Below are 25,534 nucleotides of genomic sequence, written 5' to 3'. Positions count from 1 at the left end.
CGAAAGGGAGGTGAACATGATGGAATGGCTATACTGGCTTATTCTGATCCTCCTTTTGCCGATAGCTTTTGTTGCAGGTTTTTTTGTGCGTAAATCGATCGCCGAAGCGAAGATTCAAGGTGCCGAGACGGAAGCGACTAAGATTGTAGAGCAAGCAAAACAACAATCGGAAGCGATGCAAAAAGAAGCACGGCTTGAAGTAAAAGAAGAGATGATTCAACTTCGTAATGAGACGGAACAAGAATTGCGTGAACGTCGCGAAGAACAGAAAGTGAAAGAGAATCGCCTCGTTCAAAAGGAAGAGCTTCTTGACCGCAAAGCAGACATGCTCGAGCGGAAAGAAGACTCGCTAGATGAACAGGAACGAGGACTCGAAAAACGCAAGCGTGAAGCAGAAATGCTCGAAAGCAAAGTGGAGGAATTATACGAAGAGGCACGCCGAGAACTTGTACGCGTGGCATCCCTCTCGAAAGATGAAGCACGTACCATCATCATGGACGAAGCGAAGCAGGAAGCGCTTCACGATGCTGCTCTCCTTCAAAAAGAAATCGAGCAAAAAGCAAAACAAGAAGCGGATAAAAAAGCGAAACACCTCTTATCTCTCACGATGCAACGATATGCAGCTGAACATGTCGCCGAGACGACGGTATCCGTTGTCAACTTACCGAGTGATGAGATGAAGGGTCGTATCATCGGGCGCGAAGGACGTAACATCCGGACGCTCGAAACGTTGACGGGGATTGACCTCATCATCGATGACACACCAGAAGCCGTCATCTTGTCAGGGTTCGACCCGGTTCGTCGTGAAATCGCGAAGATGACGCTTGAAAAACTCGTTCAAGACGGTCGGATTCACCCGGCTCGAATTGAAGAAATGGTAGAGAAGTCTCGCCGTGAAGTGGATGAACGCATTCGTGAATACGGCGAGGAAGCTACGTTTGAAGCCGGAATTCACGGACTCCATCCAGACCTTGTCAAGACGCTCGGTCGCATGCGTTATCGTACGAGTTATGGTCAGAACGTCTTGTCTCACTCGGTTGAGGTGGCACATCTTGCCGGGATGATGGCAGCCGAACTTGGTGAAGATGTCACGCTCGCGAAACGGGCAGGACTCTTACACGATATCGGGAAAGCAATCGACCACGAAGTCGAAGGTAGTCACGTTGAAATCGGTGTAGAACTCGCGACGAAATACAAAGAACATCCGGTCGTCATTAATTCGATCGCTTCCCACCACGGGGACGTCGAGGCGACATCGACGATTGCTGTACTTGTGGCAGCGGCTGATGCCTTGTCAGCAGCGCGTCCTGGAGCTCGCCAAGAGACACTTGAAAGCTACATCCGTCGTCTTGAGCGACTCGAATCAATCTGTGAGTCGTTCGAAGGTGTCGAGAAATCGTATGCGATTCAAGCAGGACGTGAAGTTCGGATTATCGTTCGCCCTGATGTCGTTGACGATGTCGTCGCCGGTAAGATGGCACGTGATATTTGTAAGCGAATCGAGGACGAACTCGATTATCCTGGACAAATCAAAGTGACGGTCATTCGTGAAACACGTTCCGTCGATTATGCGAAGTAAACGAAGCGGAGAATTTCTCCGCTTTTTCTGTTTGAGGGAGGACTTTATATGAAAATTTTATTTATCGGTGATGTGGTCGGGAAACCAGGTCGTGATATATTGACGAAACAAATCGGACGCTTGAAAGACAAATACAACCCGACGTTCATGCTCGTCAACGGTGAGAATGCAGCAAATGGACGTGGTCTTACGAAAAAGATTTACCAACAGTTTTTGGAGCTCGGCTTTCATGGGGTAACGATGGGAAACCACACGTGGGACAATCGTGACATCTTTGATTGGATCGACGACGCCGACCGGATCGTCCGTCCGGCCAACTATCCGGACGGGACACCTGGGTTTGGCATGATGAAGTTGAAACAAAATGGGAAGAAATTGGCCGTGATCAATGTCATGGGAAATGTCTTCTTGCCGTCTCTTGACTGTCCGTTCCGTACCGTCGACCGTCTCGTCGAAGAAGTGCGCGATGAGGTCGATGCGATTTTTGTGGATGTCCATGCTGAGGCGACAAGCGAGAAAATCGCTATGGGCTATCATCTCGACGGTCGTGCTCAAGCCGTTGTCGGGACACATACACACGTGCAGACAGCGGACGAGCGTGTCCTACCGAACGGCACGGCCTACATTACAGACGTCGGCATGACCGGTCCACTAGACGGGGTACTCGGAATGGATGCGTCGACTGTTTTAAAAAAATTTATGACACAACTCCCAGTTCGGTTTGAAGTTGCCGAGGGACGGGAACAACTTAATGGAGTTTTCATTACAATCGATGATCAGACGAAACGAGCGACAAAAATCGAACGAATACACCTAGATGATCAGACCGTCTGGTTTGATTGAACAACCTACCCGAGGGGGAAACAAGAATGGACGTACTCAAAGTTTCGGCAAAATCGAACCCTAACTCCGTTGCGGGTGCTTTAGCGGGTGTGCTACGTGAAAAAGGAACGTGTGAGATACAGGCGATCGGGGCAGGTGCACTGAATCAGTCCATCAAAGCCGTCGCGATTGCCCGAGGCTTCGTCGCGCCAAGCGGTCTCGATTTGATTTGCATTCCGGCCTTTACCGATATTATGATTGACGGAGAGGAACGTACTGCCATCAAGCTCATCATTGAGCCGCGATGAGCGGTCGGGACATAGGTCCTATTCTTGTGAAGAGGAGCCATCGGCGCGGATGGCTCCTCTTTTTTTGTGTAAATCGGACGTTCTATCTTCTCAGTTTCGTCATTTTATGACAAGATGATAAAGAACGTATCGTTCGATTATAAGAGACAAGAGGGGGGCGTTTTCAATGGAACAACTTGTGTCAACCAAAGAGACGGAATCAACGACACCAGTAATGAAAGCGATTCAAAAACACACGGCCGGGTTTGGGGCAAAACTGGTCGACGTACCAGTTCCGACACCAGGACCTGGAGAAGTGCTCATTCAAGTCAAAGCGACATCGATTTGCGGGACCGATGTCCACATCTATGAGTGGGATGAATGGTCACAGAGCCGCGTCAAACCACCATACGTATTTGGTCATGAATTTTCGGGGGAAGTTGTGGCGCTCGGAGAAGGGACGAAGCGGATCAAAGTCGGACAGACGGTGTCTGCTGAAACGCATATCGTCTGTCATCAGTGTAAACAATGTTTGCGCGGGCAGTACCACATCTGTAAGAACACAAAAATCATCGGGGTGGACACGCAAGGCTGCTTCGCAGAATACGTCGTCATGCCCGAAGAGAACCTATGGGTGAACCCGGAGTCGATGCCAGCGAAACTGGCATCGATTCAAGAACCGCTCGGGAATGCGGTGCACACGGTGTTGGCGAGTGATGTGTCAGCTAAATCGGTCGCCATCGTCGGTTGTGGCCCAATCGGACTCATGGCGGTCGGTGTCGCCAAAGCAGCAGGGGCGAGTCGTGTCTATGCGATTGACGTCAATCCATATCGCTTACAACTTGCCGAAAAGATGGGGGCCGATGTCGTCATCAACAGTTTAGAGGAGAATCCGCTCGAATTGATTGAACGTGAGACCGACGGGGACGGAATCGATGTCGTCTGCGAGATGAGCGGTCATCCGATTGCCATCGATCAAGCGTTTAAGATGGTCACGGCAGGCGGGGACGTCAACGTCTTGTCACTCCCGGCCCGTCCGGTCGCCATCGATCTCACACGGGACGTCGTCTTTAAAGGGGTCCGCGTCCAAGGGATCACAGGACGTAAGATGTATGAGACGTGGGGCCAGGTCTCGACGATGCTCGCGACGGGTCAGCTGAACGTCGAACCGATCATCACACACGTCTTCAAGCTCGAGGAGTTCGAAAAAGGATTCGAACTCATGCGGGCAGGGAAATGTGGGAAGGTCGTCTTAATACCATAAAGGGGGAAACAACATGGCATTTGAACATATTACAGAAGCAATCAATGAGATGAAAGAACAAGGGACGTTCCGTAAGCTCGTCCCACTCGAATCAGCACAAGGGAATGAAGTGACAATCGATGGAAAGTCACTCGTCCAACTGTCGTCAAATAACTATCTCGGACTTGCGAACCACCCGCGCCTGAAACAGGCAGCCATTGAAGCGGTCGAGCAATACGGCGCAGGAACGGGATCAGTCCGTACGATTGCCGGAACGTTCGAGATGCATGAAGCATTTGAGCGCGAACTCGCGGAGTTCAAACATACGGAGGCCTCACTCGTCTTCCAATCAGGATTCGCGACGAACCTCGGGGTATTGTCTGCACTGCTTGGACCGGAGGATGTCGTCATCAGTGACGCCCTCAACCATGCGTCAATCATCGATGGGATTCGCCTCACGAAAGCGGCTCGACGTATCTATAAACACGTCGACCTCGAAGACTTGGAGAAGGCGTTGAAAGAGACACAAGATTATCGCACACGTCTTGTCGTGACGGACGGTGTGTTCTCGATGGACGGGAACATCGCACCGCTTCCGGCCATCGTCGAACTCGCCGAGAAGTATGACGCTGCGGTCATGGTCGATGATGCTCACGCATCTGGCGTTCTCGGGAAGAACGGTCGCGGAACGGTCAACCACTTCGGTTTGGACGGTCGTGTCGCGCTTCAGGTCGGGACGCTCTCAAAAGCGATCGGTGTCCTCGGTGGCTATGTCGCCTGTTCACAAGATATTCGGGATTACTTGATCCACAAAGGTCGCCCGTTCCTCTTCTCGACATCACATCCACCGGCAGTCGTGGCGGCGAACCGTGAAGCGATCCGTGTGATGAAAGAGGAAGAAGAGCTGTTCGACAAGCTATGGGCGAACACCGAGTTCTTCAAAAACGGTTTACGTGACCTTGGTTTCGATATCGGACATGCGACGACACCGATCACACCGGTCATGCTCGGCGAAGAGACGCTTGCGCATACATTCTCTGACAAGTTGAAAGAGCATGGTGTATTCGCACAGAGTATCGCTTTCCCGACGGTCGAACGCGGGAAAGCCCGTATCCGGACCATCGTCACAGCGGAACATACACGTGATGACCTCGAACGGGCACTCGAAGCGTTTAAAACGGTCGCGGAAGAGTTGAATGTGACACTACACGCATAATTGAGAACTGCAGACGATCTGTCTGCAGTTTTTTGGTGGATTTGTATATGAAATCGAGTATATTCAAATAGGGCACGGATGAAGTAAATCGAAATATAGCGTATTTCTTAATATTTCAATTACCGTATTTTAATTAATCAGTACATATTAGAAGAGAGGAAAGGCTATGTTTCAGCAAGGGATCTTTCAAGTGGGAATGGTATTAGATCGAGAGACGTTTTCGATTCTGACGATTTCACCACCATTCATAATAAATGTGATATTTAGTGTCCTGATTTTGATTGGCGTCTTGTACTTTCGGAGTGAGAGTTGGAAAGGGAAATTGTGGAACGTTGTACTGATGTGTTACGCGCTCTTATTCATCTTTGTCTATATAGGAGCCTGGTTTGTGAGGCTGAAATACAACCTTACACCGAGTTTCAACGAGTCGTTCGCCCTCGAACCCTTTCCTGGATGGAAGATTTTTTTCAAGCAATGGATTGAGAACGGTATAGAAGAACCGAATTTGACAGCAAATGCGATTGCGTTTGGTGCGTTGCTGCTCTACTTCAGGAAGTTCAAGGGTAAATATACGTGGATATTAAGGCTTTTCGCAGTGATTCCTGTCAGCTTATTTTTCATCATATATATTCCGAAAGTCTTTAGTTGGTTATTGCAATAAAAAAGAAGCAAGGCGCAATGCCTTGCTTAAATCGTGATCATTCCTCTAAATCCTCGAGCGGCATAATAAGAATCTGCACCATTGTGGTAGACGAAGATGTGATCATAGCGACGGTCGCAGAACAGGGCGCCACCTTTTTGACGAATGGTGTCCGGTGTCTGAATCCAACTTGACGTCTTCAAATCAAATGCACCGAGCGTTTGTAAGTGTCGGTATGTTTCTTCATCGAGAAGGGTTATGCCCAGCTGTTCAGATAGGGCGACCGCGCTTCCGGCAGGCTTATTCTTTTTACGTGCCTCAAGAGCTGGTTCGTCATAACAGAGACTTCGTCGACCACTCGGACTCTCGACTGAACAGTCGCAAAAAGCGAGGTCTCCGTTAGGGAGACGAATCACGTCCGGTTCTCCACCAGTCTCTTCCATCAAAGCGAGTATGGTCAACTTGTCCTGATTAATTTGAATTCGTTCCAATACGTCAGACCAGACAGCGTCAGGATGACGTTCAACATTTTCGGTAAAACGAGACTCTAAGGTATTTAGTAACTCGAGGGTTTCTTCCTGTGAAAGTTTCGACATGAAAATCACTCCGATCATTTGTTTCTTTTAGTATACGATAAGAATCGCTACAGGTTGTCTTTTCAATTGTGAGAATGGAGAATCTACCAGTTAGAAAATCATTTAAATAAGGCGCCCTCTTATAGAGAAGGCGCCTCTTGTTTATACAGATGATACGGTCAACATAGACTGTTCAGTCGATCGTCCGATCCAAATCAACGGAAGGGTCAAAAATGCACCGAGAAGGTATACCGAATCAATCGGTAGCCCATCCGCAAGAAGACCGAACAATAAGCTTCCCACACTGAATGCGAGGGCATATCCCGTTTGTTGCACACTGTACACATAAGGAAGTTGTGTAGTCGGGATCTCTTTTTGAATGACGGTGTTCGTCTGAATGATGCGGATTTGTGTGGCTGCGCCTTGAATGACTAACGCCAAAATCGCAAACGCGAGATGCTCGGTCACGCCGAACAACAGAGCGGCAACAATGGATAAGACGGCAGTCGACGGTAGCGATGGTGCTCGTCGAGACCGATAAAGATAAGCACTCGCCGCAATCATACTGATCAAAAATGATGCGTTAAGCGTTCCCCACCAGCCTGTATCGACTTGCAGATATCGCTCGAGATAGACGAGAAGCAACGCTGAAATCCAAAGCGTGCTGACAAATGATTCATACGTCACAAACCCAGTCACTCGACGAGCGAATGGTGACGTTCTTACATAAGTAAGACTATCGCGTAAGGTGATCGAGTCCTCCGTTCCATCATCGACGATGTCTTCTGTAAGCGATCGATAGAAGTAAATCGTCACAATCGTAGAAAGGCTGAAGAGAACGAGTGACACGATTAATGTAAAGGCGCTCGACGTAAGAGAGACGAGCATCGTCCCGAGCGGCCACATCGCGAGTTGGATGAACTGATTGGAACCTTGAACTAGGCTGTTCGCTTGTTGACGATTCGTCGCCAAACTTGGGATGAACGAGGCTTGAATCGGACGTGCGAATCCATCGAGAAATGCAATCCACATGACGGGTCCGAGAACAAGAATCGAATCCGTGAAGAGAACGAGAACAAGGGTGACCGTCTTCATCAGTTGTGACAGGACGAGCGTTTTCCCGAGCGAGAAGCGACTGAGGATGCGGGCGAAAAAGAATCCGCTGAGCGTCATACCAGCAGTCACGGCAATCGGGAAGCTGGCTGCCATCAGAGCGGACCCAGTTTGTTGATACAGCAAGGCAATGAGCGCGACGATGTATAGGACATCGCCAATGTTTGCGAGCCATTGGCTAACGAGCAGTATGTAAAAGGATTTCATCACAAATCTCCTCCGAATCTATTCAATTTGGTGGGTTGGACGAATCGTTTTTACACATTTTCACCTCTTCATAAAATGATATAAAAATAATTATACAAAATTTGATTAATTCTGTAAACTTGTCATATGGGTGAACTTGTCATAGTAGGAGGATGGAATGATTCAACAAGCTTTGAAACTCGTAGGTAAAAAGAAGTTGGAGTGGGTTACAACACGAATACCTGCTCTTGAGGCTGATCAGGTTTTGATTAAAACCATTGCCACCGCCATTAGTGTTGGAGCAGAGCTTCCTCAATATGACGAAACGGATTTGACTGACTCGAGTCCGGTTTATCCCCGAAAAGTGGGATATGAGAGTTATGGGATCATTGTGGATAGAGGAGAAAGTGTGACTTCGCTCAATATCGGGGATCGGGTGCTCGCCTTCTATGGACAACAAACATATGGGATTGTCTCTGAACAAAAAGCGTTTTACGTTCCGCCGGAAGTGGATTATAAAACAGCGTTGTTAGCGATTTTGTCTTGCGATGCAGCAAAAGGGGTTAGAAAGTTAGCACCATCCTCTACCGATTCGGTCATTGTTTCCGGTCTAGGAACGATGGGGTTACTCGCAATCTATTATCTACGAACCTATTATGGTGTGACGATGATTGATGCGATCGATCCGGATTCGAATCGGAAAGAACTGGCTCATACGTTTGGAGTTGGCCGTGTATATACCCCGAATGAAGTGAAGGAGAGCTTCTATGATTACGGCATTGAATGTTCGGCTCGTAATGATGGTTTCATGAACCTTCAACAAGCTGTTAAGCCGAATAGATCTATCTGTATTTTGTCAGATGGCAATCGAGAAGGGTTGATGTTGCAACCGCATTTTTTTGAAAAAGAGTTACATATCGTCGGATCGAGTGATGGATGGGATTATAAAGAACATTTCAGGTGGTATTTTGAAGTGAGCCGACATACACCATACGTAAGAAAGATTTTTGAATTGGACATTGACCAATATAGCTTGATTGATACGTTTGAAAAACTAAATAAACGCGTCATCAATCCAATTAAGGTTGCAGTGACATATGAGGACAAATGAATAAATAATGAGGATGGGACTATATGCTTGAATATAAACTAAATGACGATGTCACACTGAGAATGTTCAATACAGACGATGCGGACGAGTTATTCAAGCTGACGATTGCATCGAAGCCTTATTTGCGAGAGTGGCTTGGCTGGCTCGACTATATTGAGACGGTGGAAGACTCGAAACAGAACATAGAGGGACGAATCAAAGGGTTGATTGAAACGGGCGGGCGCCCAAAATCGTTCGCATTGATGTATAAAGGTGAACTGGCTGGAACAATTGGATTTAACGAAATCGATCGTGGTATCCAATGTGGCACAATCGGATACTGGCTCGGACAAGAGTTTCAAGGGAAAGGCATCATGAGTCAAGCGCTCGAGACCATCATCGAGTATGGGTTTCAAGATTTGAAGCTAAATAAAATTGAGATCCGAGTCGCGACAGAGAATGTGAAGAGTCGGGCACTTCCGGAACGATTCGGCTTTAAGGAAGAAGGGGTCATTCGAGATGCGGAGTGGCTGTATGACCGTTACGTCGATCATGTCGTCTACGGGTTGTTGCGACATGAATTTTTGCAGCTAAACCATCATTCTAAAGCTTTTGATGAGGCTGGACATCGTATGTAAACAACGACGAGACATTTTAAAAGGGGAATACGAATGACAACCATATATTTTGTCAGACATGCACATTCTACCTATACACCAGACGAATTTGCCAGACCGTTATCTGAGAAAGGAATGCATGATGTTGCTGAAATTACAAACCTTCTAATCGATGAGGGGATCGATATCGTGACTTCGAGTCCATATAAACGAGCCGTTCAAACCGTAAAAGGCATCGCGGATTATCTTGGACAGGACGTTGTAGTGTCGGATGATTTGAGAGAGCGAACCTTGACTTCAGAACCGGCTAAAGACTTTACAAGCGCGATGGAGACTGTTTGGAAAAATCCTGCGTTCGCATGGGAAGGGGGAGAGTCGAACGATCAGGCTCAATCTAGAGGGGTAGAGGCTCTCATATCACTGCTCCGTAAGTACGAAGGGAAAAAAGTGGTGCTCGGCACACATGGAAATATTATGGTTCTCATGTTGAATTATTTTGATGCGCGATATGGATATGACTTTTGGAAAAAACTCGACATGCCGGATATCTATAAGGCGACTTTTGAGAACAATACATTGATGAGTGTCGATAAGTTATATAAACTTCAAGGTTAGAAATCGATTGACTATAGATGGTAAGGATCAAGATGTCTTTGTACCATTGGATAACCTGAAATCGTACAGACCAAGACCCGCCCTTCACGAGAGGGCGGGTCTTTCGTCTGACTCGAATAATTCAGTTCCGAACTCTTCATACGCCTGTTCATACCGGCGGAGGGAAGATTCCTTATGCATACAGGTGATATTCATCCGCTCGGATGGTGTCAGATCGCCCGCATATGTCTTCAACACATGGGCGTTTCGAAGCATCGATGGCGTGACGGAGCGCGCGAGTCCACTTCGTTCGTTCAACTGCCGCATCATTTTTGTGATCATGACGATTGTCAGTTGCTTCGGCTGATTCTTCGCATACACCCAGCGGAACGTCATCCGGGCAAAATCGAATGAGACGAAGACCGGGTCTTCTGAATACCAACGTGGTCGTACCGGGGTCGGGATATCAGCCAGGTAATTCATGAGCAACGATTGATCTTCTTGTGACAGCTTCAACGTGAAACGGTTTCCGAGACGATCATACACGTCGAAGGTGTGATCGGCCAGATGCAAGTCGCTCATTCGTAAACGGATGATGTGATGGACACGCAATCCATATTTATAGAAAAGCGTCACAATCAGTTCGTTCCGATTGACGAGATAAGGATGAGCTTGGAGCTGATTCTCACTCAGTCCTCTCGTCGAACGAATCGTTTGAACGAGTCGGTCGAATTCAGATTCGAGTGCGACTTGGTCGACTGTCAACGTATGTGCCGGTTGGGAATAGGCAAGCATCTTTTTACGAAGCGGGTTTAAAAATTGGGTCAGGCTATTGATGACTGTGACGATTCTTGCGACGGTCGCCTGTTGATAGTGCTTCTCTTCGATTAAGAAGTCATTCACGAATGTCTTCCACGATTCGAGCGGAACGTCTAACCAGTCCGTCGGTTCGTTCAGTTCGACATTGTGGTCGTGAAAGTATTTATGCACGTCGATCAAGTCGTAGCGATATCGCTTAAGCGTCGAGGGTTGACGACCGCTGGCGCCGAGATGATAGAGGTACGTTTCAATAAATTCCGGGAGCGGGTAGTCTTTTCTTCGTTTCGTCATGGTCGAGCCTCCTTCTTCCTTTATCCTACCACAAACGGACGTTCTCTATACGCTGATTCGTGGTAAGATGGAAGGTGAGACTTTATGGAATGAGGGATTACATGATTGAACGTGAAAAAGTTGTCATCGTCGGTTGTCAGTTGCCTAGTACCGATGATTGGACATATGAACAGTCGATGGGCGAGCTCGTCGAACTCGTGGACACGGCGCAAGGCGAAGTCGTTGCCAGACTCGACCAAAAGCGTCAACAAATCGACCGTCGTACCTTTATCGGGAAAGGGAAAATCGAGGAACTCGCGATGCTCGTCGAACAGTTCGAGCCGGACTTATTGATTTTCAACGCCGAATTGACACCGGCACAGTCGAAAAACATTCGCATCGCCTTGAACGACCCAGATGAGATGAAGTTGATTGACCGCACACAGCTCATCTTGGACATCTTTGCGAGCCGTGCGCAATCGCGCGAAGGGAAATTGCAGGTCGAACTCGCGCAGATGAACTATTTGCTGCCGCGTCTCATCGGTCAAGGCACACAGCTTTCGCGACTCGGTGGTGGAATCGGGACGCGTGGTCCTGGTGAGACGAAACTTGAATCGGATCGTCGTCACATCAAGCGCCGCATCGATGAAATCACGAAACAGCTCGAGGGGACAGTCGCACACCGTGGACGTTACCGAGAACGCCGAAAAGAAAACAGGGTATTCCAAGTCGCGCTCGTCGGGTATACGAATGCTGGGAAGTCGACAATCTTTAACCGATTGACCGATGCCGATACGTACGAGCAGGATGAATTGTTTGCGACGCTCGACCCGTTGACGCGCGAGCTCGAACTTCCGCGAGGTGGGAAAGTACTGATCACAGATACGGTCGGCTTCATCCGTGACTTGCCGACGAAACTCGTTGCCGCGTTTCGTTCGACATTAGAAGAAGTTGTCGGTGCCGACTTGATCCTTCATGTCATCGATGCTTCGAACCCACATTATCTGAATCAAATTGATACGACGAATGCGGTATTAGAGGAACTCGGTGCGAGTGAGGTGCCTCAGCTCGAGGTATATAATAAGAAAGACCGTCTCACGGAAGACTTCGTCGGCGGACCGTTATTGATCTCGGCAATCGCCTCGGAAGATATCGTGACGTTGACAGGTGCTCTCGAGGATAAGATTGCGGACATTTTGACAAAAGTCCATGTCATTCTCCCGGTGACGGCGTTTGAACACTACCACCCGGCCAAAGAGGCGATGTATCGTCTTGAAGAGAGCTTTTTAGATGACGGTTCTGTCGAATTAGTAGGTTATATGAGAGAAGACACGCGTCTATATGCGACGCTAAAACAATTTGAGGTGTAAGTATGTGGCAAGAAAAGATTGAACATTATGATGCGCTCGCGCCGTTCGTAAAAAAAGCGGAGGCACGGGTCAAACCGTTTTTCGAAAGGATTGACGAGACGGCCGAATTCAACCAGTATCGCGTCCTAGAATCGTTTAAAAAGCATAAAGTGTCGGATTTTCATTTTAATCCGACGACGGGGTATGGATATGACGATATCGGTCGAGACACCCTCGAGTCGATTTATGCGGATGTGTTTGGAGCCGAGCTCGCGCTATGTCGACCACAAATCATCTCCGGTACCCATGCAATCGGGATTGCCTTGTTTGGTGTCCTTCTACCAGGTGATGAGCTTCTCTATATCACAGGGAAGCCGTATGACACGCTTGAGGAGATTGTCGGCATTCGTGGCGATGGTCGCGGTTCGTTAAAAGAACTCGGTGTCCATTACGATACTGTCGAATTAAAAGAGGAACGTGAAATCGACATCGACCGCGTCCTCGAACGGATTCGTCCTGAGACGAAACTCGTTGGGATTCAGCGATCGAAAGGGTATGCGAATCGTCGCAGTATTCCAGTCGATGAAATCAAAGTGGCCATCGAACGGATTAAAGCGGAACATCCGCATGTGTATGTGTTCGTGGACAATTGTTACGGTGAGTTTGTCGAGACGATCGAACCGACGCACGTCGGGGCTGACTTGATGGCTGGTTCTCTCATCAAAAACCCAGGCGGTGGATTGGCGAAGACGGGCGGTTATATCGCTGGTACGAAAGAGTTAATTGAACGGTGTTCGTTCCGTATGACGACCCCAGGTATCGGAAGTGAAGCCGGACCATCACTCTACTCGCTTCAAGAGATGTATCAAGGCTTCTATATGGCACCTCATACAGTCGCACAGGCATTAAAAGGGGCCCATTTGACGGCAAGTCTATTGTCCTTGATCGGATTCGAGACAGATCCTCACTATACGACTCTACGAACGGACTTGATTCAGTCGGTGACGTTCCGTGACCGCGACAAGATGATTGCGTTTTGTCAGAGCATCCAAATGGCATCGCCGGTCAATGCCCATGCGTTACCGGTGCCGGCCTATATGCCGGGTTATGAAGATGACGTCATCATGGCAGCTGGGACGTTCATTCAGGGTTCTTCCATCGAGCTGTCTGCCGATGGTCCGCTTCGGGCACCGTACACGGCGTACGTTCAAGGTGGTCTGACGTATGCTCACGTAAAAGTCGCGCTCATGTTGGCGTTGAGCCAATTACACGGTAAAGGATTGGTCGAATTCAATGACCAAAATCAGCCGACACATTTGTAACTAATCTGTCATGTTAACTTTCTTAACATCTATTGACAGGATTGTTGTCATATATTATTCTCACATTGTGAGACAGAAAAGGAGGGGTAAGGATGGCCGATCAATTTCGTCGCTCCAACCCGTTGTTTCCGATTGGAATCGTCCAAGATTTGACGCAACTGACAGGTAGACAGATTCGGTATTACGAAGAACAGGGTCTGATTTCGCCTAGTCGGACGGAATCGAAACGACGACTTTATTCCTTTAATGATGTCGAACGTCTACTCGCAATCAAGGATTACATTGATCAAGGCTTTAACTTGGCGGCGATTCGCCACATGTTAGAGCAAGAAGGTGAAAATGAAGCGGAAGCATCTGCTCCGGCCGCACCGGTCAGTGAAGCACCGAAGGTTTCGGAAAAAGAGTTACATCATTTGTTGAAAACACAGCTTCAAGAAGCCGGTCGTTTCAATAAGACGTCGCTCATTCAAGGTGAGCTTTCACGTTTCTATCGATAACGCCGCACACATCAACCATTACGCAATGTGAGAGGGGACATTTTACCATGGCCAGAAAAACGTTCACAAAAGAAGACATTAAACGCATCGCACAAGAGGAAGACGTACGCTTTATTCGTCTTCAATTCACGGACATCCTCGGAACAATCAAAAACGTCGAAGTGCCGATCAGCCAATTGGACAAAGCACTTGATAACAAGATGATGTTTGACGGATCGTCAATCGAAGGATTCGTCCGCATCGAGGAATCAGACATGTACTTGTATCCAGACCTCAACACGTGGGTTGTCTTCCCGTGGACAGATGGCAGCGGAAAAGTTGCTCGCTTAATTTGCGATATTTATAACCCAGACGGTACACCATTCAGCGGTGACCCGCGCGGTACACTCAAGCGTAACCTTGAGAAGATGCAAAAACTTGGTTTCACAGCGTTCAACGTTGGACCAGAGCCAGAGTTCTTCTTGTTCAAAAAAGACGCATCAGGTCGTCCGACTCTTGAACTCAACGACCAAGGTGGATACTTCGACTTGGCACCAGTTGACCTCGGTGAGAACTGCCGTAAAGAGATCGTCATCGAACTTGAAAACATGGGCTTTGAAATCGAAGCATCACACCACGAAGTAGCACCAGGACAACACGAAATCGATTTCAAATACGCAGATGCTGTCACGACGGCAGATAACATCCAAACGTTCAAACTCGTCGTTAAGACGATCGCAGCGAAGTATGGTCTTCACGCGACATTCATGCCGAAACCGCTCTTCGGGGTAAACGGTTCAGGGATGCATGCGAACATGTCACTCTTCAAAGGCGACACAAACGTCTTCTACGATCCAAACGGCGACATGGAACTTTCAGATACAGCTCGCGCGTTCACAGCCGGTATCTTGGAGCACGCTCGTGCCTTCACGGCAGTATGTAACCCGACTGTCAACTCATACAAGCGTCTCGTACCAGGCTACGAAGCACCTTGCTATGTTGCATGGAGCGCACGTAACCGTTCGCCACTCGTACGTGTACCAGCGGCACGTGGTCTCTCGACTCGTATCGAAGTACGTTCGGTTGACCCAGCGGCGAACCCGTACCTTGCACTTGCTGCCCTCTTGGCTTCAGGTCTTGACGGGGTCGAAAAAGATTTGAATGCACCTAAACCAATCGATAGCAACATCTACGTGATGGACAAGCCAGAGCGTGTAGCAAACGGAATCGACGATCTCCCGGCCACACTCTTCGACGCACTCGAAGTCCTTCGTGCGGACAAAGTCGTGATGGACTCACTTGGTGAGCATATCGGTGAACATTTCCTCGAGTTGAAAGAAATCGAGTGGGATATGTTCCGTATGCAAGTAACAGAGTGGGAACGCGATCAGTACATGACGCTCTACTAAATAGAAGAGATATATAAAAGAGTATGGAGCATCCCTCAATTTGGGATGCTCCATACTCTTTTTGATAAATCATAATAGCGGAGATATCTTTATGATTCCGGCTCTTCTCTAACCTTCACAGGGACCCAAACCTCGCTATATACGTTGTCATATCCTGTGTCTATTTTGCTAAATGAAATGCTTGGCAAGTCTTGAAGTGCGTATCCCGAAGAAGGTAACCATTCTGCATAGGTTCTTGCCATCGTCTCTTGTAGAGTGTTTGGGAATGGTCCAGTGTTCGGGAAGATTGCCCATAAACTTTTTGGGATTGAGATCACTTCGAGATCGTCATACTTAATTTCTCTTGTCGTGGCGAAACCGATCATATGTGTCAAATAACCTTCTTCTTCTAAGTGACCGTCATCAAAATTGAACGATGCGTTCAAGGCACGATGCGGATATAAATTGCCCAATTCATGCATGTGAGCCCGTTGCTCTTCCGTAATCGACTTCGCTAGTTCCATGATTTCTTCGTTGACTTCCTCGAATTGAATAGGGACACGCTTTGAAACTCCAACGATTTGAAAAGCTTCTTTCTCTTCTAACTTGAACTCCATTGATGTTCCTCCTTTTATATCGATATAAAACGTGAAGCGAGGGAACGACTTTTGAATGTGATTCTTCATGACTTCAGAAGGCAAATGACCAGACCAATCTCGAAACGCTCTGGAAAACCCTTCGACCGATTGATATCCATAGAGATATGCGATTTCTGTTACGCTTGAACCATGAACCAATTTTTCATTTGCGATAGAAAACCGTCGATTTCGTATATAAGTGTGAAGTGTCATTCCTGACATATACGAAAACATCCTCTTAAAATGGTGAGCAGATAGTCCGGTGATTTTTGTGATTTCTGAATCTAAAAGTTCTTCCGTTAAGTGCTGTTCGATAAAGTCCATCAGCTCATTTAATGCTTTTACCATCAAGTTCTCCTCCTTCATAGTTTGACCATATCGGATTTCTTCCAACTCATCTCGATAATTTGCGTGCAGGAAAGATCGGGTCGTATTAGTTTAAGCATTTCATTCATAAAATGGATACCCTATAACACGTTATCATTCCAATTAAAACAAAGGACCACCTTCTGTACTTCACGAAGATGGTCCTTTGTTGGTTAAAACGCTTTTTTGAAAAACGTTGAAGTATAGTCGAGCGTCGTATGGAGTGTCGTCGCAAACACGAGCCCTAAAAAGAAGGACATGCCATGAATGTCGACCCATGAGCGGATTTCCTCTTCGTAAGCCGTGAAGGGCAGAAGCAGCACGAGCGGGAACCCGATATATGCAATCCGAATCACATCACTCAAAGCAGGTAGGTGCGAGAAGAGCGAACGGTGCGGCATGAGCTTTACGTAAGGGAGCCAAATCAGTTTGAGAGGTCCCCATCGATAATAGGCGTCTGATTTCAAATCGAGGTCCGGGGAGAGCCAGAGTGTACCGATGATGGCACCGATGATCAATGAGAACGGAACATCGATTTCAAGAAAAGGCGTGGCAACCGCGAGTGCTCCGGTTGCCACGAGATTCGTACGGGTATGGGTCTTGCCACTAGCCATTAATGAATCGTCCGGTATACACCGATAACCTTCCCTAAAATCGAGACGTTGTCAAAATACATCGCTTCTAACTCGTCGTTCTCCGGTTGAAGGCGGACCTTCGAAGCTTCTTTGTAAATTCGCTTCACGGTCGCTTCGCCTTCTTCCGTCATGGCGACGACAATCTCTCCATTGTCGGCCGTGCTCTGCTGGCGGACGAGCACCCGGTCTCCGTCTAAAATTCCTGCATTGATCATCGAATCCCCAGAGACAGACAACATATATACATTATCTGACCCGACGATATGTGCTGGAAGAGGGAAGTGCTCTTCCACGTTCTCGATGGCGGTGATCGGTGTCCCGGCAGTGACCTTCCCGATGACCGGTACGTACATGACGGACTCTTGCTCTTCCATTGTCGGCATATCTTCAGTCAAAATTTCAATCGCGCGAGGCTTCGTCTTATCTCGACGAATCAATCCACGCTTCTCTAAACGATCTAGATGACCGTGTACGGTCGAACTAGATGCAAGACCGACCGCTTCTCCAATTTCACGAACAGAAGGCGGATAACCTTTTGCCCGTACTTCGTCTTTGATGAAATCAAGAATCTGCTGTTGTCGCGCTGACATTTTTTTCATTATGTTCACCTCGATATAATCGAATAACCTGCAATCGCATCCTATTCTTTATGTGTCTAGTGTAACACAAGAACACATGAGCGTACAAACATTCGTTCGTTTTTTTGTGTTGACCGAACACGGGTTCTTGTTTTATGATGAGAACAGATAAACGAACAAACGTTCTAACGAACATATATTCTTATACAGGAGGCAATGTAATCATGAAAGATACACTCAACGGAATCATTTTAGTCGGGATGCTCTTAGTCGGGATGTTCGCTTTTTATTTGGCTGGTGAAATGCGAGGGGAACCAAAAGTTGTCGATCCGGTCGTCACGTCAGAGCGGACAATCGAAGAAGAGGTTGCGTACGTCGAAGCAGAATCACTCGAAGCACAGATCATGGCAGAGCGTGAAGAGCATAACGAACGAAAAATGAAATGGTATGCCGCTGAGTGATCTTTCTTCATTGCGAATCAATCTTAAACTGTGTATCGTAACAAATGAATGCAATGAAAGGGAGTGGTGCGATGCGGGTCGTCATCTATTGCCGGGTATCGACGAACAAGTCTACCCAAGAGACATCACTCAGTCGGCAAGTCGAAGAATTACAGCAGCTGGCTTCGGGATTAGGGGCCGACGTCATAGATGTCATCACAGAGCAAGAGAGCGGTTATGAAGTCAATCGACAAGGGCTACTTGATTTACTGGACCATGTATCCACTTCTCAGCTCGATGCCGTGCTCGTCACGGACGACAGTCGCTTAGGACGAGGGAATGCTAAGATTGCGATCTTGCATACTTTAATGAAGCATGACGTGCGATTGCTGACGATGCAGTCTACGTCGGACTATGTCGTTTCCGATGCAGAGAAGATGGTATTGGAGATTGTCGGTGTTGTCGAAGAATATCAACGAAAAATTCACAATGCGAAAATCTCGCGTGGGATGCGTCGTGCGGTCGCTAACGGATTTAACCCACAGCGCAACATTCAAAATCATGATCAAGGTGGGCGACATCGAATTGAAGTGCCAATCGAAGAGATTATCCAATTGCGTGAACGTGGCTTGACGTTCGCTGAGATTGCGGCGACGCTACGTGGATTTGGCTATGAAGTCTCGAAGGCAACGGTCAATCGACGATATCTTGAGCACCAGTCGGTTGCTGAAACTTGATTCTTCCTCTCTGATTTTGTAAAGTATAAGAACAAATTCACTAGAGAGGGGGCGAGTCATATGTTAGCACCAGGACAATTGGAGCGAATCAATTTCCTCGCCAACAAAGCGAAGACAGAAGGACTGTCTGAAGAAGAAATGAACGAGCAACAAGACTTGCGTCAAGAATATTTGAAGGCGTTTCGTCAATCGTTCAAATCACAAATGATGGGTATGAAAGTCGTCGATCCAGATGGAAATGACGTTACACCAGAGAAGTTGAAAGAAGATCAAAAGCGCTATCGCGGTGAGTGATACCGAATGCACATCCTATTTCGCATAGGATGTGCATTTTTGTTATACACGAACACGCATCAGACGAACGGATTACATGCTATTTCATGCAATAGAAGGAAACGATTTCATCAAATGTGTTATACTAATTAATTAGTTGTGACACACGATTGAGTATGATAAAATATGACGGGTAGAAAACCTTCTTAACACAGAGAGGATGAAATTAGTGGAAACAACTACTAAAGAATTATTAGCGATTAACTCGATTCGGACGCTCTCAATTGATGCAGTCCAAAAAGCGAACTCTGGTCACCCAGGGATGCCAATGGGCGCTGCCCCGATGGCGTTTACACTTTGGACAGATAAAATGCGTCACAACCCGAAAAACCCGAACTGGTTCAACCGTGACCGTTTCGTGCTCTCAGCGGGTCATGGATCGATGCTCTTGTATTCGCTCCTTCACTTGTCTGGCTATGATTTGTCGATGGACGATTTGAAATCATTCCGTCAAATGGACTCGAAGACACCTGGTCACCCTGAGTACCGCCACACGGCTGGGGTAGATGCGACAACGGGCCCACTTGGACAAGGGATTGCGATGGCTGTCGGGATGGCCATGGCAGAGAAACACTTAGAAGCGACTTACAACCGCGACGAGTTCAACGTCGTTGACCACTACACGTTCGGCATTTGCGGTGACGGAGACTTGATGGAAGGTGTATCTGCGGAGGCGGCTTCCCTCGCAGGTCACTTGAAGCTCGGTAAACTCGTCGTTCTTTACGATTCAAACGATATCTCTCTCGATGGCGACCTTCATAAGTCGTTCTCTGAAAGCGTAGAAGACCGTTTCAACGCTTACGGATGGCAAGTCATTCGTGTCGAAGACGGAACGGACATCGATTCAATCGCAAAAGCGATCGATGCTGCGAAAGCAGAGACGTCGAAGCCGACATTGATCGAAGTCAAGACGGTCATCGGATTCGGTTCACCGAACAAGTCGGGTAAATCGGCATCACACGGTGCGCCACTTGGAGACGCTGAAATCGAATTGACGAAACAGTTCTACAAATGGGAAGGCGAGTCATTCTACGTTCCAAACGAAGTATATGACTTATTCAACGAGAAAGTTGTCGAGCCTGGCGCGAAATATGAGTCAGACTGGAACGAACTCGTTGAAGCGTATAAAGCGGCACACCCTGAGCTCGGAGCACAGTTCGAGCGCGCGATGAACAATGACCTTCCTGAAGGTTGGGATAGCGAGTTGCCGACTTTCGAAATCGGTTCGAAAAAAGCAACACGTCAAACGAGCGGTGAAGTGTTGAACGCAATCGCAAAAGCAGTACCGACACTCTTTGGTGGTTCGGCTGACCTTGCTGGATCGAACAACTCGATGATCAAAGGTGCGGTAGACTTCGATGAAGACCCAGCTGGTCGTAACATCTGGTTCGGTGTTCGTGAGTTCGCGATGGCGGCAGCTGTGAACGGTATGGCCCTTCACGGTGGTGTTCTTCCTTACGGTGCGACGTTCTTCGTCTTCTCGGATTACCTCCGTCCTGCAGTCCGTCTCGCAGCACTTATGGGACTTCCATCGACGTTCATCTTGACGCACGACTCAATCGCAGTCGGTGAAGATGGTCCAACGCACGAGCCGGTCGAACATTTGATGAGCTTCCGCGCGATGCCGAACCTCTCTGTTCTTCGTCCTGCTGACGGCAAAGAAACGATTGCAGCTTGGAAACAAGCGGTGACATCGAAAACGACTCCTTCACTTCTCGTCTTGACTCGTCAAGCGTTACCAGAACTCGAAGGTACATCTATTGAAACGGCAGCAAAAGGAGCTTACGTCGTTGCAGGTGAATCGAAAGATGCAGACGTTCTCTTGCTCGGTACAGGTTCTGAAGTACACGTTCTCGTTGAAGCGCGTGAACAGCTCGCGTCAGAAGGCGTGAAAGCGGCAGTCGTCTCGATGCCATCATGGGAACTCTTCGAAGCGCAATCTGCAGAGTACAAAGAATCTGTCCTTCCATCTTCAGTCACGAAACGTGTATCACTTGAAGCGGGTGCGACACTTGGATGGTACAAATATGTAGGATTCGGTGGTAAGGTACTCGGAATCGACAAGTTCGGAGCATCTGCACCTGGTGACCTCCTCATGAAAGAATACGGCATGTCAGTCGACAACGTCGTCAATGCAGTAAAATCACTTTAATCTCTAGTTAGATTGTTGTGACGGCCAATCGTTTGGCCGTCACTTTTTTTCTGGACGACTAGCGAAGTTGTTCAATTTAGTGTATAGTAAAAAACGATGTTTCATATGGTAGAGGAGGTAAAGCCTTGAGTACATTATTCTGGATTCTTCTTGTCGTGGCAGCACTCATCGGGGGTATCGCGATTGGATTCTTTATCGCGCGTAAATACATGATGAACTACCTTGAACAGAACCCGCCAATCAATGAAGATATGATTCGTACGTTGATGATGCAGATGGGTCAAAAGCCATCACAGAAGAAAGTCAACCAAGTGATGCGCGCCATGAACGTGCAGATGAAAAACGAAAAGAAATCATAATCAATCACGAAAGCACTTCGGTTCCCGAAGTGCTTTTTTGTTTCCTCTTTTTGTTAGACAATCGAACAAACTTTCGCTACGATTAATGAATAATCTTCATCTAAAGACAAAGGGGGGCGTTTCACATTCGTGTATTCAAACAATTATCTTGGTTTTTGCGTCTTGAGTGGAAGACGTACGCGCTCGGCATCGTCTTACTGATCTTCGTGGCTGGTCTAGAACTGATTCCACCACGCATCATCGGACGGATTGTCGATGAGATTAACCGTGGTTCGCTTTCGTCGGACACACTCTGGCTGTTATTAGGGGGACTTGCTGCTGTTGGGATTGGAAATTATGTCGCCCGCTTCTTTTGGCGCTATTTTATCTTTGGCGCATCGATTCGTCTAGGAAGAATGCTTCGTAGCCAACTATATCGGCATTTCACAGATCTTGATCAGCGATTTTATAAAAAGTCACGGGTCGGTGATTTGATGGCCCATGCGACAAATGATGTACAAGCCGTATCGATGACGGCCGGTGCGGGGATTTTAACACTCGTCGATAGCGTGACACTTGGGACGTTCGTCATCATCACGATGATTACAACAATCAGCTGGAAATTGACGCTCGTCGCCTTACTACCGTTACCAATCATGGTCGCTTTGACAACGCGATATGGAAAAATGTTACATAGCCGATTCGGGGTCGCCCAAGCGGCATTTTCAGAATTGAATGACAAAGTGCAGGAAAGCGTCAGTGGCGTCCGTGTCTTAAAGTCGACGGGGGAAGTCGATCGGGATGTGGAATCGTTTGAGAACTTATCGAGTGAAGTCATGGCGAAAAACGTACGAGTCGCGAAGATTGATGCCTTATACGACCCGACCATCTTCGGAATTGTCGGATTGTCTTATATCCTTTCGGTCGGGTATGGAGCCGTCTTGATTGAACAAGGCGAATTGACGATTGGACAGATTGTCAGCTTCACAGCTTATTTGGCACTGTTGACATGGCCGATGTTAGCCTTTGGATGGTTGTTCAATATCGTGGAGCGTGGACGCGCGTCTTACGACCGAATTGAGCGAATGCTCGCCGTCAAACCTGAGATTCAAGACGACCGCATGGCTGCGACGACCCTTTCTCATTCAGAGGTGGAGGTCGATATTCGAAACTTCGCCTATGATGAGACCGTTGTGCTCCACAATGTCCATTTTCGGATTGAACGTGGAAAAACAATCGGGATTGTCGGCAGAACAGGTGCAGGGAAGACGACGATTGTCCGTCTATTGACGCGTGAGTATGATGTGAAAGATGGAAAGATTAAAATCGGTGGGATCAACATCCGCCAAGTGAAAAAATCACTTCTGATGGATAAAATTGCGGTCGTTCCACAAGATCATTTCTTGTTCTCGGATTCGATTGCGAACAATATCGCGTTCGGAAGGCCTGAAGCGAGCATGGAAGAAATCATCGAAGCAGCTAAGGTTGCTGAGGTGCATGAAGATATTGTCCGTCTTCCGGAAGGATATGCGACACTCGTCGGTGAACGTGGAGTCACATTATCAGGAGGACAAAAACAACGGATTTCCATCGCGCGGGCGCTCATGACAGCGGCGGATGTATTGATATTAGATGATGCCCTATCTGCGGTCGATGCGAAAACGGAAGAGTCGATTATCGAGCATTTTCGAGTCGGTAATCCAGATCAGGCGCGCGTCATTGTCGCACATCGTCTTTCGGCTGTAGAACACGCTGACGAGATTCTCGTGATTGAGGACGGAAACATCATTCAACGAGGTCGCCATGAGGCATTGCTTCAAGAGACGGGCTGGTATCGTGAGACATATGATCGTCAGCAACTTGAAGCGATTGTAGAAGGGGGGGGACACGATGAAACATGATGTCCAAGAATGGCAAGTCATCAAGCGCCTGCTCAGTTACGCGAAACGGTACGGAAAACCGCTAAGTGTTGCCTTCGTATTTCTCTTGATTGCGACAGGTGCAAAGTTGGCAGGGCCGTTTCTAATCAAAGTGTTTATCGATGAATTCGTCACACCAGGTGTCTACCCGACGAACTGGGTCATCGCTCTTTTTGCTGTCTATATGGTGCTTCATTTGTCGGCGATTGTATTTGACTATCTGCAATCCATATCTTTTCAAAAAATCGCCTTAAAAATTGTGCAAAACATTCGGATGGACATCTTCCGTCACGTTATGGGGATGCGACTTGCCTACTTTGACCGCACACCAGCGGGAGTCCTTGTATCGCGTATCACGAATGATACGGAGGCCGTAAAAGAGCTCTATGTCGGGGTGATGAGTACGTTCGTTCAGTCTGCCGTTCAGTTGATTGGGACGTATATCTTCCTCTACATCTTGGAGCCCCCGCTCGCGACGATGGGACTCATCTTGTTGCCTCTCTTCTGGCTTATCATTTGGGCGTATCGTCGTTTCTCGACGAAATATTTCGCGCAAGTGCGGGATTTGTTGTCACAACTCAACGCCCAGTTGAACGAATCCATCAATGGGATGGGCATCATTCAACAATTTCGTCAAGAAGAGCGTCTCATTCGTCAGTTCGAAGAGACGAACGAAGCGCATCAGGAGGCACGATATCGGAACTTAAAACTCGATAGCATGTTACTCCGCCCGATTATCGAATTGCTTCTCGCCTTCTCCATCATCGGTCTGCTCGGTTATTACGGGGTACTCTCGATGAGTGAACAAGTTCAAGTAGGGGTCGTGTATGCTTTCATCAGCTATATTGAACGTATTTTCCGTCCCGTGCTTGATATCATGCAACGATTAAGCGAATTTCAACAAGCCGTCGTATCGGCCGACCGTGTCTTCAAAATTTTAGATACGGATGAACCGGCTCCAGGTAAACAGATGCCTGGTGAAGCACGAATCACTGATGGGGAAGTTCGGTTCGAAAATGTGACATTCAGTTACGACGGAGAAGTTGACGTGTTGAAACAGATTTCTTTCGTTGCTAAACCAGGTGAGACGGTTGCGCTCGTTGGTCATACTGGGAGCGGTAAGAGTTCAATCATCAATTTGTTGACACGTTTTTATCCATATGAATCTGGTCGCATCACGATTGACGGGCAACCGCTCGAACAGTTCGAGGAGCAAGAGCTTCGTCAACAAGTCGGGCTTGTCCTACAAGACCCATTCTTATTTACGGGAACAATCGAAGAGAATTTGAAGCTGTTCAATCCAGTCATCGATTCTGAGCGCGCGCGTGAAGCTGCTGAATTCGTCCAAGCGCATACATTCATTGAAAAGTTGGACGCTGGCTATGGTCATGTCGTCGGAGAGCGTGGAGCGACGTTCTCAAGCGGGGAGCGTCAATTGCTCGCATTTGCCCGTACGGTCGCACGTAATCCAAAAGTGCTTATTCTCGATGAAGCGACGAGCTCGATCGATACCGAAACAGAGGAGCGTGTACAAACCGCGCTCGATCGGATGCGTCGTGGTCGGACGACAATCGCAATCGCCCACCGCCTGTCGACGATTCAAGATGCAGATTTAATTTTGGTCTTGCATCGTGGTGAAATCGTGGAACGCGGCAATCATCAACAGTTATTGAAACAAGACGGACTGTACAAAAAGATGTATGAACTGCAATCCGGACAACGTCTGATGTCTTGATTTGGAAAGGATACCTATTCAGGTGTCCTTTTTTCCATGGAAAAAGCACGCCACACAAGGTGACGAGCTGTCAAGTT

At 47.8% G+C, this 25,534-nt stretch carries 25 protein-coding genes; 19 read left to right on the top strand and 6 right to left on the bottom strand.

Annotated features, from left to right (window positions below; all coding sequences use genetic code 11):
* Positions 1 to 16 precede the first annotated feature (16 nt).
* From rny to F3H97_RS05595, 5 genes are all read left to right on the top strand, one after another.
* The gene (gene rny, locus F3H97_RS05615) at positions 17 to 1,579 is read left to right on the top strand and encodes a ribonuclease Y (RefSeq protein WP_035387855.1); all 1,563 of its coding nucleotides are present in this window, start codon (positions 17 to 19) and stop codon (positions 1,577 to 1,579) included.
* A 48-nt stretch (positions 1,580 to 1,627) separates the two neighbouring features.
* Positions 1,628 to 2,422 (top strand): TIGR00282 family metallophosphoesterase, encoded by a 795-nt coding sequence (locus F3H97_RS05610; RefSeq protein WP_196430826.1) that lies wholly within the window; start codon positions 1,628 to 1,630, stop codon positions 2,420 to 2,422.
* 26 nt (positions 2,423 to 2,448) lie between these two features.
* Positions 2,449 to 2,709 carry a stage V sporulation protein S gene (locus tag F3H97_RS05605; protein ID WP_012726477.1) on the top strand — a complete coding sequence of 87 codons (261 nt, stop codon included), beginning with the start codon at positions 2,449 to 2,451 and terminating at the stop codon, positions 2,707 to 2,709.
* Between the two features lie 166 nt (positions 2,710 to 2,875).
* Positions 2,876 to 3,952 carry an L-threonine 3-dehydrogenase gene (gene tdh, locus F3H97_RS05600; protein WP_074036839.1) on the top strand — a complete coding sequence of 359 codons (1,077 nt, stop codon included), beginning with the start codon at positions 2,876 to 2,878 and terminating at the stop codon, positions 3,950 to 3,952.
* Positions 3,953 to 3,965: 13 nt separating this feature from the next.
* The gene (locus F3H97_RS05595; protein ID WP_074036841.1) at positions 3,966 to 5,147 is read left to right on the top strand and encodes a glycine C-acetyltransferase; all 1,182 of its coding nucleotides are present in this window, start codon (positions 3,966 to 3,968) and stop codon (positions 5,145 to 5,147) included.
* A gap of 687 nt (positions 5,148 to 5,834) precedes the next feature.
* Here the strand turns inward: F3H97_RS05595 and F3H97_RS05590 are convergent.
* Both F3H97_RS05590 and F3H97_RS05585 read right to left on the bottom strand, forming a co-directional pair.
* The gene (locus F3H97_RS05590) at positions 5,835 to 6,383 is read right to left on the bottom strand and encodes a DUF4256 domain-containing protein (RefSeq protein ID WP_196430825.1); all 549 of its coding nucleotides are present in this window, start codon (positions 6,381 to 6,383) and stop codon (positions 5,835 to 5,837) included.
* A 141-nt stretch (positions 6,384 to 6,524) separates the two neighbouring features.
* Entirely contained in the window at positions 6,525 to 7,682 is a 1,158-nt protein-coding gene (locus F3H97_RS05585) for an MFS transporter (RefSeq protein WP_196430824.1), read from the bottom strand.
* Positions 7,683 to 7,839: 157 nt separating this feature from the next.
* Here F3H97_RS05585 and F3H97_RS05580 point away from each other — a divergent pair, with 157 nt between their 5' ends.
* From F3H97_RS05580 to F3H97_RS05570, 3 genes are read left to right on the top strand one after another with little or no spacing between them, the layout of a single operon-like run.
* Positions 7,840 to 8,772, top strand: coding sequence for an alcohol dehydrogenase catalytic domain-containing protein (locus tag F3H97_RS05580; RefSeq protein WP_196430823.1), 933 nt, complete (start codon positions 7,840 to 7,842; stop codon positions 8,770 to 8,772).
* 23 nt (positions 8,773 to 8,795) lie between these two features.
* The gene (locus tag F3H97_RS05575; protein ID WP_196430822.1) at positions 8,796 to 9,389 is read left to right on the top strand and encodes a GNAT family N-acetyltransferase; all 594 of its coding nucleotides are present in this window, start codon (positions 8,796 to 8,798) and stop codon (positions 9,387 to 9,389) included.
* Between the two features lie 33 nt (positions 9,390 to 9,422).
* Entirely contained in the window at positions 9,423 to 9,983 is a 561-nt protein-coding gene (locus F3H97_RS05570; protein WP_196430821.1) for a histidine phosphatase family protein, read from the top strand.
* Between the two features lie 84 nt (positions 9,984 to 10,067).
* Here the strand turns inward: F3H97_RS05570 and F3H97_RS05565 are convergent, their stop codons facing one another.
* A complete protein-coding gene (locus F3H97_RS05565) occupies positions 10,068 to 11,072 on the bottom strand; it encodes a tyrosine-type recombinase/integrase (RefSeq protein ID WP_196430820.1) in 1,005 nt (334 codons plus the stop codon).
* A gap of 101 nt (positions 11,073 to 11,173) precedes the next feature.
* Here F3H97_RS05565 and hflX point away from each other — a divergent pair, with 101 nt between their 5' ends.
* The 4 genes from hflX to glnA all read left to right on the top strand — a co-directional run bounded on the left by hflX (position 11,174) and on the right by glnA (position 15,607).
* Positions 11,174 to 12,421, top strand: a complete 1,248-nt coding sequence (hflX, locus tag F3H97_RS05560) for a GTPase HflX (RefSeq protein WP_078147034.1) — start codon at positions 11,174 to 11,176, stop codon at positions 12,419 to 12,421.
* 2 nt (positions 12,422 to 12,423) lie between these two features.
* Positions 12,424 to 13,722: a methionine gamma-lyase family protein gene (locus tag F3H97_RS05555; protein ID WP_196430819.1), complete on the top strand. Its 1,299-nt coding sequence runs from the start codon at positions 12,424 to 12,426 to the stop codon at positions 13,720 to 13,722.
* A gap of 92 nt (positions 13,723 to 13,814) precedes the next feature.
* A complete protein-coding gene (locus tag F3H97_RS05550; protein ID WP_196430818.1) occupies positions 13,815 to 14,219 on the top strand; it encodes a MerR family transcriptional regulator in 405 nt (134 codons plus the stop codon).
* A gap of 47 nt (positions 14,220 to 14,266) precedes the next feature.
* Complete coding sequence (gene glnA, locus F3H97_RS05545; protein ID WP_031423481.1) at positions 14,267 to 15,607, top strand: type I glutamate--ammonia ligase; 1,341 nt, start codon at positions 14,267 to 14,269, stop codon at positions 15,605 to 15,607.
* Positions 15,608 to 15,696: 89 nt separating this feature from the next.
* Here glnA and F3H97_RS05540 read toward each other — a convergent pair whose 3' ends face one another.
* The 3 genes from F3H97_RS05540 to lexA form a co-directional block, all read right to left on the bottom strand.
* On the bottom strand, positions 15,697 to 16,572 hold the full coding sequence (locus F3H97_RS05540) for an AraC family transcriptional regulator (RefSeq protein WP_196430817.1): 876 nt from the start codon (positions 16,570 to 16,572) through the stop codon (positions 15,697 to 15,699).
* Between the two features lie 191 nt (positions 16,573 to 16,763).
* Positions 16,764 to 17,204 (bottom strand): metal-binding protein, encoded by a 441-nt coding sequence (locus F3H97_RS05535; protein ID WP_031423485.1) that lies wholly within the window; start codon positions 17,202 to 17,204, stop codon positions 16,764 to 16,766.
* Entirely contained in the window at positions 17,204 to 17,824 is a 621-nt protein-coding gene (gene lexA, locus F3H97_RS05530) for a transcriptional repressor LexA (RefSeq protein WP_031423487.1), read from the bottom strand. The genes F3H97_RS05535 and lexA overlap by 1 nt, the downstream gene beginning before the upstream one ends.
* Before the next feature lie 203 nt (positions 17,825 to 18,027).
* Between lexA and F3H97_RS05525 the strand changes: the two genes are divergently transcribed.
* The 7 genes from F3H97_RS05525 to F3H97_RS05495 all read left to right on the top strand — a co-directional run bounded on the left by F3H97_RS05525 (position 18,028) and on the right by F3H97_RS05495 (position 25,457).
* Complete coding sequence (locus F3H97_RS05525) at positions 18,028 to 18,264, top strand: hypothetical protein (protein ID WP_074036863.1); 237 nt, start codon at positions 18,028 to 18,030, stop codon at positions 18,262 to 18,264.
* A gap of 71 nt (positions 18,265 to 18,335) precedes the next feature.
* The gene (locus tag F3H97_RS05520) at positions 18,336 to 18,980 is read left to right on the top strand and encodes a YneB family resolvase-like protein (RefSeq protein WP_196430816.1); all 645 of its coding nucleotides are present in this window, start codon (positions 18,336 to 18,338) and stop codon (positions 18,978 to 18,980) included.
* A gap of 60 nt (positions 18,981 to 19,040) precedes the next feature.
* On the top strand, positions 19,041 to 19,274 hold the full coding sequence (locus F3H97_RS05515; protein WP_196430815.1) for a DUF896 domain-containing protein: 234 nt from the start codon (positions 19,041 to 19,043) through the stop codon (positions 19,272 to 19,274).
* Between the two features lie 199 nt (positions 19,275 to 19,473).
* A complete protein-coding gene (gene tkt / locus F3H97_RS05510) occupies positions 19,474 to 21,465 on the top strand; it encodes a transketolase (RefSeq protein ID WP_074036867.1) in 1,992 nt (663 codons plus the stop codon).
* Positions 21,466 to 21,590: 125 nt separating this feature from the next.
* Positions 21,591 to 21,824 (top strand): YneF family protein, encoded by a 234-nt coding sequence (locus F3H97_RS05505; protein ID WP_012726454.1) that lies wholly within the window; start codon positions 21,591 to 21,593, stop codon positions 21,822 to 21,824.
* A 125-nt stretch (positions 21,825 to 21,949) separates the two neighbouring features.
* Positions 21,950 to 23,704 carry an ABC transporter transmembrane domain-containing protein gene (locus F3H97_RS05500; protein ID WP_031423496.1) on the top strand — a complete coding sequence of 585 codons (1,755 nt, stop codon included), beginning with the start codon at positions 21,950 to 21,952 and terminating at the stop codon, positions 23,702 to 23,704.
* Positions 23,694 to 25,457: an ABC transporter ATP-binding protein gene (locus F3H97_RS05495; protein ID WP_159562399.1), complete on the top strand. Its 1,764-nt coding sequence runs from the start codon at positions 23,694 to 23,696 to the stop codon at positions 25,455 to 25,457. Before F3H97_RS05500 ends, F3H97_RS05495 begins: the two co-directional genes overlap by 11 nt.
* The last annotated feature ends 77 nt before the right edge of the window (positions 25,458 to 25,534 follow it).

Origin of the sequence: Exiguobacterium sp. SRB7LM, from assembly GCF_015712685.1 — a bacterium.
GTDB lineage: Bacteria > Bacillota > Bacilli > Exiguobacteriales > Exiguobacteriaceae > Exiguobacterium > Exiguobacterium profundum.
This window is presented reverse-complemented; position numbering and strand designations above follow the sequence as displayed.